Source organism: Pseudonocardia humida (assembly GCF_023898865.1).
Classification (GTDB): domain Bacteria; phylum Actinomycetota; class Actinomycetes; order Mycobacteriales; family Pseudonocardiaceae; genus Pseudonocardia; species Pseudonocardia humida.
On record NZ_JAGSOV010000054.1, the window covers coordinates 21,366 to 32,287 of the forward strand.

A 10,922-nucleotide genomic window follows, 5' to 3' on the forward strand; every position below is an offset into this window, starting at 1 on the left:
CCGGCGGCCCGGTCCCCCGCGCGGGCGACCGGCGGGCGCATGAGACGGTGGGCGCCGCGCCGCCCGCGGCGGTGCGTACCCGTGCCCGAGGAGGATGTCCGTGAAGCTGCTCGTCACCGGTGGTGCCGGCTACGTCGGCAGTGTGTGCGCCGCCCATCTGGTGGACGCCGGCCACGACGTGACGGTGCTCGACGACCTGTCCACCGGTCACCGCGACGCGGTGCCCGACGGCGCGGAGTTCGTCGAGGCGGACCTCGCCGAGGCGGCCGACGAGGTGCTGGGCGCCGGCTTCGACGGCGTGCTGCACTTCGCGGCGCGCTCGCTGGTCGGCGAGTCGGTGCAGCGCCCCGAGCTGTACTGGTCGGGCAACGTGGTCACCTCGCTGCGGCTGCTGGAGGCCATCCGCCGCCACGGCACCCCGCGGCTGGTGTTCTCCTCGACCGCGGCCACCTACGGCGAGCCGGAGGCGATCCCGATCCGGGAGGACGCCCCGGCCCGGCCGACCAACCCCTACGGCGCCAGCAAGCTGGCGATCGACAACGCCATCTCCTCCTACGCCGCCGCCCACGGCGTGGCCGCGGTGAGCCTGCGCTACTTCAACGTGGCCGGTGCGCACGGCCGCTTCGGCGAGCGGCACGCCGTCGAGACCCACCTCATCCCCCTCGTCCTGCAGGTCGCGGCGGGCACCCGCGAGTCGGTGCAGGTCTTCGGCGACGACTGGCCCACCCCGGACGGCACCTGCGTCCGCGACTACGTGCACGTCGACGACCTGGCCGACGCCCACGTCCTGGCGCTGCAGCACGCCCGGCCCGGCCACCACGGCATCTACAACCTCGGCTCGGGCACCGGCTTCTCGGTGCGCGAGGTGGTGGAGGCCTGCCGGGAGGTGACCGGCCACCCCATCCCCGCCGTCGCCGCCCCGCGCCGCAGCGGCGACCCGGCGGTGCTGATCGCGGCCAGCGACGCGGCCAAGGCCGAGCTCGGCTGGAACCCGGTGCGCACCGACCTCAGCACGATGGTCGGCGACGCGTGGAGCTTCGCGCAGAGCCGCCGCCAGCCCGTCTGACCGACCGCGGCGGGCCGGGCACCTCGGCCACGCTCGCGGTGAGCACCTCCCGCACCTCGGGCGGCGGCGCCGCGGCGTGGGCCAGCACCCGCAGCAGACCGGTGAGCCGGTGCCCCGGCCAGGCGCGCTCGGCCCGCCCGAGGGCCATGGTGGCGAGGGCGCCGTCGCCGCGCAGCAAGGCGCACGCCGCCAGCAGCACGGCGGGCTCGGCGGCCTCCGGGTCGGGCACCTCGCGGACGAGCGCGGCCCACAGCTGCTCGGCGGCGCCCGCGGCCGGGCCGAGGCAGCGCTGCAGGGCGCCGTCGCGCACGGACACGGTGGCCAGCGCCGCGGCCAGCTCGACCGCCCGGGCGTCGTCGAGCGCCAGCGCGCCGTCGCCCGCGTCGGCGATCGCCGCGTCGACGAGCGCCATCAGCTCCCGCGGATCGTCGGGGGGCGCGTCGAGCACACCGGTCGAGCGGTCCTCCCCGGTCAGGATCAGCTCGCGGCGGCGGATCGCGGCCGGGTCGACCGGCTCGAGGGTGCGCTCCACGTCGTCGCGCGAGCCGTGCACGACCCGCCCGTCGAGCACGGCCCGCGCGGCGAGCGCGGTGGTGCCCGGGTCGGGCAGGGCGCCGCTGCAGCCGCACGGCAGGTAGCACGCCCACGGCGCGCCCTCCGCCGTGCTCGCCGCCCACACGGCGCTGAGCAGCCCGATCCCGTGGGCCCGCAGCGCCTCGGTCATCGCATCGACGAGGCGGCGGTGCGGCAGGTCGGCGCCGCGGCCGGGGGCGAGCACGAGCACGGCGGCCGTCCGGGGGCTGTCGCGCAGGAGCATGCCCACCACGGCGCGGCCCAGCTCGGCGAGGTCGCCGGGCGGCGAGGACCGGGGCGGGAGGTCCGCGCGCAGCGTGAGGCCGATCCGCCGGCCTGCGCCCGATCCGCTGATCGACAGCAGGACCAGCGAGTCGCGCGGGTGGAACCCGAGCAGTGCCGGGACCGCGGCGGCCAGCCCGGCCGGGTCGCCGATCACGAACTCGTCGACGGGCGGTCGGGCGGTGGGCTCGCGGGTCGGGTCCGCGCGGCGCCCGTCGGGTGCGGGCTCCATCGGATCGCGCCCGTCGAGCGGGGGTCGGTGCGGCGGCGGGGCGGTCGGTCCCGGACGGGCGGCGGACGGGCGGTGGACGTGGGAGCCGGTGGGCGGCCAGGTGGTGGAGGTCATGAACGCAGGGTCACCGACGGTGGGTCGGCCCGTGGCCGGTTGCGCCGTACGGCTGTGGACCGCCGGCGGGCCCGTCGGCGTCGTCCCAGGTCGCCGTGCCCCCTGTGGACGGCCCGCGCCGTGCAGGGGTCGACCTGTCGTCGCCGACTGTTAATCTCCCGCGCTTGCCGGGTGCGCGCCGGCCCGCGACGCTGGCGGGCACGTGCTCGGCCCGCCCGCCGCCGGTCGAGCACGACCGAGGGCGGCGGATCGACGGGCGGCGCGCAGCCGCGACAGGCTGGAGGATCCCGGGTGTACGACTACGACCTGCTGGTCATCGGATCCGGCCCGGGCGGGCAGAAGGCCGCGATCGCCGCGGCCAAGCTCGGCAAGCGGGTGGCCGTGGCCGAGCGGCGCGACATGATGGGCGGGGTCTGCGTCAACACGGGCACCATCCCGTCGAAGACGCTGCGCGAGGCGGTGCTCTACCTGACCGGCTTCGCCCAGCGCGACATGTACGGCGCCAGCTACCGGGTCAAGTCCGAGATCACCATCGCCGACCTGCTCGCCCGCACCCAGCACGTCGTCGGCCGCGAGGTCGAGGTGATCCGCAACCAGCTGCTGCGCAACCACGTCGACATCCTCGGCGGCACCGCCCGCTTCGAGGACCCGCACACCGTCACCGTGGCGGGCGACGCCCGCGGCGACCACAAGACGGTGACCGCCGAGAAGGTCGTCATCGCCACCGGCACCAAGCCCGCCCGCCCGGCCGAGGTCGCCTTCGACGACGACCACGTGCTCGACTCCGACGCCGTGCTGAAGATGCAGCGGGTGCCGTCCTCGCTGGTCGTGGTGGGAGCGGGGGTGATCGGCATCGAGTACGCCTCGATGTTCGCCGCGCTGGGCACCCGGGTGACCGTCGTCGAGAAGCGCCCGACCATGCTCGACTTCTGCGACCCGGAGGTCGTCGAGTCGCTCAAGTTCCACCTGCGCGACCAGTCGGTCACCTTCCGGTTCGGCGAGGAGGTCTCCAAGGTCGAGACCACCAGCCGGGGCACCGTCACCAGCCTGGCCAGCGGCAAGCGGATCGCGGCCGACATGGTGATGTACTCGGCCGGTCGGCAGGGGGTCACCGATGAGCTCGACCTGGGCAAGGCGGGGCTGGAGGCCGACCGGCGCGGCCGGATCAGCGTGGACGAGCACTACCGGACGAGCGTGCCGCACATCTACGCCGTCGGCGACGTCATCGGCTTCCCGGCGCTCGCGGCCACCAGCATGGACCAGGGCCGCTTGGCCGCCTACCACGCGTTCGACGAACCGGCCCGGGAGCTGCAGGCGCTGCAGCCGATCGGCATCTACACCGTCCCGGAGATCTCCTACTGCGGCCTCACCGAGGCCGAGCTGACCACCCGCGCCGTCCCCTACGAGGTCGGCACCTCGCGCTACCGCGAGCTGGCCAGGGGCGCGATCGTCGGCGACTCCTACGGCATGCTGAAGATGCTGGTGTCCACGCAGGACCGAACGCTGCTCGGCGTGCACCTGTTCGGCACCGGCGCCACCGACCTGGTGCACATCGGCCAGGCGGTCATGGCCTGCGGCGGGACGGTCGACTACCTCGTCGACACGGTGCTGAACTACCCGACGCTGTCCGAGGCGTACAAGGTGGCCGCGCTGGACGCCACCAACAAGATCCGCGCGCTGGACGCGCTCGCCGCCGAGGCCTGATCCGGGCCGGGACGGGCGAGGGGGCGCGGTTAGATCGACACCCCGAACTCACTCATCCACGGCCGCGGGTTGATCTTCGTGCCGGCCTCGCTGGTCACCTCGAAGTGCAGGTGCGGCCCGGACGACTGGCCGCGGTTGCCGACCTCGGCGATCACCTCGCCCGCCTCGACCTCCTCGCCCACTCCGACGAACGAGCGGTTGATGTGGCCGTAGGTGGTGATGGTGCCGTCCTCGTGCTGCACGCGCACCCACAGGCCGAAGCCGCTGGCGGGCCCGGAGTCGACGACGGTGCCCGCGAGCGGGACGTGGATGGGGGTGCCGATCGGCGCGGCGACGTCGATGCCCTCGTGGGCGCGGCCGTCGCGGGCGCCGAACGCCGAGGTGAACGTACCGTCGACCATCTGGACGCCACCGCCGGCGACCGCTGCCGCCTCGGCGGCCTCGCTCTCCGCCCGGCGGTCGGCCGCGGCGCGCTCCTGCTCCGCGATCCGGGCCCGCTCCTGCTCGGCGGCCCGCGCGCTCTCCTCGGCCGCGATGCGCTGCAGGTCGGCGGCCTTCACCAGGGCGGCGGCGTCGGCGACCACGGGCTCGGCGGTCAGCGGCTCGGAGCCGATGGCGCCGATCGGCTCCGCGACGAGCGGGGCGGCCTCCGAGGCCGCGACGATCGGCGCCACTGGCACGTCGGCCGTCGGGGGCGCCGCCTGCTGCCCGGTGGTGCCGAAGAGGCCGTCGATGCCGGCGCGCAGCGCGGCCGCTCCGTCCGAGGCCGCGGGGACGGCCTGGACGAGCAGGTGCTGGCCGGTCGCGGCGAGCGCGGTGCCGGCGATGGCCGCCGCGACGAAGCGGACGGGGGTGGACGAGGTGAACGAGTCCGCGCGGGATCCCGCCGAGCCGCCCGCGCCGCCGGCCGGGGCGGCCGACGAGGTCAGGGGGAAGCGGAACTCGACGGTCCGGTACGCGTCACCGACCCCCGCTGCCGCCAGTGCGGGCGACAGCGGGGGCTCGAGGTGTGCGCGCCGGCCCTCGGGGGAGCGGTGCCGTGCCACGACCTTCCTTCCGGATCCGACGGCGCGGGCCGGACGTCCCCTCGGGGGTGGGGAGGGTCCCGGGGTTGGACCCGTGTCCGGGCTGTGACCGCGCCGTTATCGATCCGCTGGAGACGGTAAGCGGGAGGCGACTGGCGAGTAACCCGCTCCGGAACCCGGTGAGACTGCCGGACGGCCCGGCGCGACGAGCGGACGAGTGGAACGCGTCGGGCCCGTCGAGTGGCGCGTTCACCGCGCAGCCATCTCCGATTTCCCGTCAGGATCGGCCGTTCACCGTAGATCTCACCCCGGAAGGCCCATCACATTCAAACGATCGGCGCAGCAACGGAGGTCCGTCACCGCGCACGTCAGACGGCTGCCAGAAAATCCCGGATCCGGTGAACCGGACCCGGGACGGACACGTGATTCATTCAGCGCACCGAAACGGCGCGCGGACCGATGATTCTCGATCGGACCGGAGGCATGGCGTGAATGCGACAACGCCCCTCCCGCGCGGGAGCAGGCCGATACCGTGCCGTGTCACGTCGTGCACCGACGCCGTCACCAGCCGCGCACGCCGCGAGGCACCGGTGACGCTGCCGCCGATCACGCGAGAACCGACCAGGGGGCGATCATGAAGTTCGACATGGGAGCGCAGACGCTCACCGCGCTCACCCAGCAGACCCAGGGCTCCAGCGACGACCTCGGCGCCCTCATCCAGCAACTGATCGCGGCGGCCGAGCCGCTGGAGGGCAACTTCAACGGCGCGGGCCGGGCCGCCTTCGACTCGTTCAAGGCCAACGCCGACTCGATCACCGCGGAGCTGAACGGTGCGCTGTCGGCGATCCTCGGCGGCCAGAGCGGCATGAACCAGTCCTTCAGCCAGGGCGACACCGAGATGGCCGACAACGCCACCTCCGCCCAGGGCTCCGCCAACTTCGACGCCGCGCGCTTCGGCGCCGGCCGCTGACCTGGAGGCAGACATGCCCAGCACCGACCGCCGCAGCTTCGACACCGGCGTCTCCCAGCAGGTCCAGTCCGACCTCGGCGGCATCGTCGCCCGCCTCGAGGCCAACATCTCCCAGCGCCAGACCGACGTCGCCACGGCGATGTCCGACTTCCAGGCCGACGGCGTCGACGACCAGTACCGCACCGTCGAGCAGCGCTGGAACAACGCCGCGACCCAGGTCCGGGAGATCATCGCGCTGGTCCGGACCACGATGACCAAGAACGACGACTCGGCGACCAGCGCGCTGACCCGCGCCAGGGGCGCCGTCGACTCGATCGGCTGACCTGCGCCCGGCGCGGTAGTTCGGCAAGGGGGGAAGCAGTGGAAGGCACGTACGGAGCGAGGGGGCGGACCACCGGACGCGGTGGTGGGGTCCACCGGGCCCGCGGTGGCGAGCCGGAGGTCCGATCATGACGCGGTGGGACATCGACCCGGTCGGCGTCCGCTCGGTGCTCACCAACACCGAGGCGGTGGCCCAGGAGTTCGACGGGCAGATGACGACGCTCAACGCGAGCCTCGAAGGCGCGATGGGCCAGTCCAGCTCGGACATCGTGAACCAGGCGCTGGCCGGCTACGCCGAGTCCGCGACCGCGGACATCACCTCCGTCTTCACCCGCACCAGCGCCTGCATGAACGGCGCGGCCCAGGCCACCAACGCCTACGTCGAGGGCGATCTGGAGATGGCGGCCAACGCGCAGGCCTCGGCCGCTGCCGCCCCCGACCCGCGGGCCACCATGCCCGGGTACGGCGGTGGTCCGCAGTGATCAGCGCAGCGGCGATCCCGCAGATCCCGGGCGACATGGGGGTGCTCGGCCAGCACGCCGCCGCGCTCACCGGCCTCGGCGCGGACTTCCCGGACACCGGGCGCCGCGTGCACTCCACGTGGCAGACCCTGGGCCCGGTCTACTCCGCTCCCGAGGCGGCCCAGCTCTTCGCGGCCACCGGACCGGTCCAGACGATCACCGCCTCGGTCGGGCAGGACTTCACCGCGGTCGGCGGCGCCTTGAGCACCTACGCCACCGAGGTCGACGCGATCAAGGCCAGGCTGCAGGCGCTGCGGGACCAGGCGACCGCCTTCGAGGCGACCGCACGGGCCGACCCGGAATGGCGCGAGGACGAGGACCAGGTCAACCGGCACAACCAGCTGCTGAGCGACGTCAACGCCGCGGTCGCCGACTTCCAGGACGCCCAGCGCCGCTGCGCCAACTCCATCCTGGCCCTGTACTCCGACCGCCGCTACGTCGCCGAGAACGGCGACGGCACCATCGCCGACAACGAGTTCGGCTACTCCAAGGACATGCTCGACGCCGTCCTCGGCCAGGGCGAGGCCCTGCCGTGGGGCAAGGCGGAGGAGCACGACCGCGGCTTCCTCGGCGACGTCGGCGCGTTCTTCGTCGGCATCAAGGACGGCGCCGTCGAGATGGTCAAGGGCCTCGGCGCGCTGATCGGCTACGCCGACGGCCAGTGGAGCTGGGCCAACGCGGGCGCGGCGTGGAAGGGGCTGGGCATGTTCGCCCTCGCCCTGAGCCCGGTCGCGCTCGCCATCAACAGCGTCACCGACCTGCCCGGGATCCCGAAGGGCGCGCTGGCGGACACCCTGCTCGGCGCGGGCAAGGCGCTGATCGCCTACGACACCTGGGGCGAGGACAAGTCCAAGGCCGCGGGCATGGTCACGTTCAACGTCGTCTCGGCGATCATCGGCACCAAGGGCGCCGGCAGCGCGCTGCGGGGCGGCGGCGCCGCGGCGCAGGGCAGCCGGGTCGCGGTGGTGGCAAAGGCGGGCGCCGGGGCGGTCAAGGTCGGCGACTTCATCGCCAGGATGCCCACGGTCACCGACCTGGCGGGCAAGGCGATCGCCAAGTTCCCCGGCTTCAAGGTGCCGGACGTCACCATCCCCAACGTCGACACCCCGCCCACCCACGTGGACACCCCGTCGCCGCCCTCCGGTGGCAGGCCCGGCGAGCTGGCCGTGCCCGACGGCGTCATCGACCAGCGCGTCTTCGACCCGCCGTCGACCTCCGGCAGCCCGTCCGTGGGCGACGCGGTCGGCGACGGCGCCCGCAACACGCCGCCCCCGTCGGCCACGCTCACACCGGACGGCGTCATCGACGGCCGCACCTTCGACCCGCCGACCCCGAACATCCCCGACGGACCGCCACTCGTCCAGGACGGCGTCATCGGCGGCGGACGCAACGTCGACACACCCGCCACACCCGGCGCCGACGCACCAGACACCCCGCCCACCCGCGACAGCGCCGGCGAACGGACCCTCCCGCCGTCGGCCACCCTCACACCCGACGGCGTCATCGACGGCCGCACCTTCGACCCGCCGACCCCGAACATCCCCGACGGACCGCCACTCGTCCAGGACGGCGTCATCGGCGGCGGACGCGGCATCGACGCACCCAGCACAGCAGGCGCCGACGGACCGCTGCGACCGGACGCCGAGGTCCCCGCGCGGGTGCCCGAGCGCGAGCTGGTGGGAGCCGGTGCGCGCGGTGCCGACGCGCCTGCGGCAGGCGGCATCGACACCCCGGGACCGTCCTCGCGCGGCGCCGAGGTGCCGGGTCGGGCCGGCCTGCCCGACCAGCCGATCACCGGCGGGGGGCGGGGCAGTGGGTTCGACACCCCGCCCGCACGACCCGACGTCCCGGCCGGTGGCGGGCGCGGTGGTGGCTTCGACACCCCGCCCGTGCGGCCCGACGTGCCCGTCGCCCGCTTCGACGCGGACCCGCCGGTCGGGCGCGGGCCTGAAACCCCGACCACGCCGGACGCCCCGGGTGACCTGCCGCCGGCGGACGTGCCGAGCGGACGCGATGGCGCGCCCGATGCGCCCGGTCGTGGCGACGGGCCGGACGGACCCGGCGGTAACGGACCCGGCGATAACGGACCCGGCAACGGACCTGGTGGGGACGGACCCGGCGGCGACGGACCCGGCGACGGACCGGGTGGCGACGGCTACTACGACGACGGCCGGTACTACGACGGCGACGACGCGCCACCCCCGGACGGCACGCCCCAGGACGGCGCGCCGGGAGCCGAGGGATCGCTGCCGCCCGGCGTCCACCCGCCGCTCGTGCGCGACGAGCTGTTGCCTCCCAGGGAGCTCAACGACCACTACAAGTACGAGAACGACCCGACGCACCCCGGCGCCGCCTTCGGCGGCAGGGTCGAGTACTTCACGCCGGACGTGCTGGAGGCGCACCGGGTCGTGGTCATCGACGGGCGGCTGCACTGGGCGCACGACGGCTCCCCGCTGGACACCTCGAACGCCTCCACGGTGCACTCCGCGGGCGAGCCGCGCGCGATGTTCGTGATGGACCGCAACGGGAACCTCTACGTCTCACCCGAGCAGATCGTCGGCCAGCTCCACCACTCCAGCTTCCTCGGCGGTGGACCGGTGGCCGGAGCGGGCGAGATCGCGGTGGTCAACGGCGTCCCGCAGGTGGTGTCCCGCAAGAGCGGGCACTACCAACCGCTCCCGGAGAACCAGCAGACTGTGGCCGACGTGCTGCGCGAGCAGGGTCTGGACACCTCCGGGATCCAATTCGAGGCAGGATTCTGAGACATGACGCCGACACAGCCGGTATCCCCGTGGCGGGGCTACGTCCACCAGCTGACCTACGGTGCGGATCTGACCGGTCCGCTCGACGACGACGCCGTCGAGCGGATCGTCGAAGGGGTCCTGCGGCAGCGGGTCTTCACCCAACCCATCGAGGCGTACTACGAGGCCGCCTCCGCAGCGCTGGCGTCCGGTGAGCACCTCGCCGACCTCCCCAACCAGGACGACGCCGCGGTCCGCGACGCGCTCATCCGCATCGTGGACCGGCTCGACGCGCGGCGCCCGTGGCCGGTGCCGCCCTTCCAGCAGCAGGGCGTCGAGGAATGGGGGGCGTTGGCCGGTGCTCCGGTCATCGGCCGGATCCCGCTGTCGCAGATGCAGGTGCGGCGCACGCTCAACCGCCTCTTCGACACCGTCGAGCACGGGGGTGGCGAGCTGAAGGTGCTGGTCCTGCGACTGCGCACGGGCCAGCTCGTGGCCCTGCGATCGACCGGGGCGTTCACCGCACCGGGTGTGGACCTGCTCTCGGGCGCCGAGCCCGGGTCGACGGCCGCCGACTTCACCGAGCTGACCGGGATGCCGCTCGAGCCGAGCTGAGATCGTGGCCCACCCCTCCCGGTGTCCGGAGGGGTGGGCGGGCCACCCGACCCTCTGGCCCTGTCGCCCGGTCCGGAGGGCAGGATCGCCGGGTGGAGCGGTGGCGCGAGCCGGCGACGGTGGCCGAGGCGGAGGTCGTGCAGCGGGAGATCGCGGCGCGCGTCGAGATCCCGACGGGTCCGGTGCCGCCGCCGCGGCGGGTCGCCGGCCTCGACATCTCCTACCGCAAGGACTCCGACCTCGTCGCCGCCGCCGCGGTCGTGGTCGACGTCGGGACGCTGGAGGCCGTCGAGGAGGTCGTGGTCGACGGCGAGGTCGGGTTCCCCTACGTCCCGGGGCTGCTGGCCTTCCGGGAGATCCCGATGCTGCTGCGGGTGCTGGACGCCCTGCGGACCCCGGTCGACCTGCTGCTCTGCGACGGTCAGGGGCTGGCCCACCCCCGCCGTTGCGGGGTGGCCTGCCACCTGGGCGTCGTCACCGGGTTGCCGGCGGTGGGCTGCGCGAAGAACCACCTCGTCGGCGAGCACGACGAGCCCGGGCCGGCGCGGGGCGAGCGGGCGGCGCTCGTGGAGGGCGGGGACGTGCTCGGGTGCGTGCTGCGCACCCAGGACGGGGTGCGCCCGGTGTACGTCTCCCCCGGCCACCGGATCGGCGTCGACCAGGCCTGCGACGTCGTGCTCGGGCTGTGCACCGAGTTCCGGCTGCCCGACCCGGTGCGCCGGGCCGACCACATCTCCCGCCGAGCCCTGAAGTAGGCG

The 10,922-nt window shown here is 74.4% G+C and carries 10 protein-coding genes; 8 read left to right on the forward strand and 2 right to left on the reverse strand.

Annotated elements, in window-relative coordinates:
- Positions 1-100: 100 nt before the first annotated feature.
- Positions 101-1,066 (forward strand): UDP-glucose 4-epimerase GalE, encoded by a 966-nt coding sequence (gene galE / locus KDL28_RS25435; RefSeq protein ID WP_252442264.1) that lies wholly within the window; start codon positions 101-103, stop codon positions 1,064-1,066.
- Here the strand turns inward: galE and KDL28_RS25440 are convergent.
- Positions 1,008-2,267, reverse strand: a complete 1,260-nt coding sequence (locus KDL28_RS25440; protein ID WP_252442266.1) for a DUF4192 domain-containing protein — start codon at positions 2,265-2,267, stop codon at positions 1,008-1,010. The two genes, galE and KDL28_RS25440, sit on opposite strands and share 59 nt — an antisense overlap.
- 291 nt (positions 2,268-2,558) lie before the next feature.
- Between KDL28_RS25440 and sthA the strand changes: the two genes are divergently transcribed.
- The gene (sthA, locus tag KDL28_RS25445; protein ID WP_252442268.1) at positions 2,559-3,971 is read left to right on the forward strand and encodes a Si-specific NAD(P)(+) transhydrogenase; all 1,413 of its coding nucleotides are present in this window, start codon (positions 2,559-2,561) and stop codon (positions 3,969-3,971) included.
- Positions 3,972-4,000: 29 nt separating this feature from the next.
- Here the strand turns inward: sthA and KDL28_RS25450 are convergent, their stop codons facing one another.
- Entirely contained in the window at positions 4,001-5,017 is a 1,017-nt protein-coding gene (locus KDL28_RS25450; RefSeq protein WP_252442270.1) for a M23 family metallopeptidase, read from the reverse strand.
- A 613-nt stretch (positions 5,018-5,630) separates the two neighbouring features.
- On the opposite strand from KDL28_RS25450, the gene KDL28_RS25455 reads away from it, so the two are divergent.
- From KDL28_RS25455 to KDL28_RS25480, 6 genes are all read left to right on the forward strand, one after another.
- Entirely contained in the window at positions 5,631-5,966 is a 336-nt protein-coding gene (locus KDL28_RS25455) for a hypothetical protein (protein WP_252442272.1), read from the forward strand.
- Positions 5,967-5,979: 13 nt separating this feature from the next.
- Positions 5,980-6,288: a pore-forming ESAT-6 family protein gene (locus KDL28_RS25460; RefSeq protein WP_252442274.1), complete on the forward strand. Its 309-nt coding sequence runs from the start codon at positions 5,980-5,982 to the stop codon at positions 6,286-6,288.
- Between the two features lie 127 nt (positions 6,289-6,415).
- Entirely contained in the window at positions 6,416-6,769 is a 354-nt protein-coding gene (locus KDL28_RS25465; RefSeq protein ID WP_252442276.1) for a DUF6507 family protein, read from the forward strand.
- Positions 6,766-9,570, forward strand: coding sequence for an IQM protein middle domain-containing protein (locus KDL28_RS25470; RefSeq protein WP_252442278.1), 2,805 nt, complete (start codon positions 6,766-6,768; stop codon positions 9,568-9,570). The genes KDL28_RS25465 and KDL28_RS25470 overlap by 4 nt, the downstream gene beginning before the upstream one ends.
- Before the next feature lie 3 nt (positions 9,571-9,573).
- Positions 9,574-10,164 (forward strand): hypothetical protein, encoded by a 591-nt coding sequence (locus KDL28_RS25475; protein WP_252442280.1) that lies wholly within the window; start codon positions 9,574-9,576, stop codon positions 10,162-10,164.
- Positions 10,165-10,256: 92 nt separating this feature from the next.
- On the forward strand, positions 10,257-10,919 hold the full coding sequence (locus KDL28_RS25480; protein WP_252442282.1) for an endonuclease V: 663 nt from the start codon (positions 10,257-10,259) through the stop codon (positions 10,917-10,919).
- Positions 10,920-10,922: the final 3 nt, after the last annotated feature.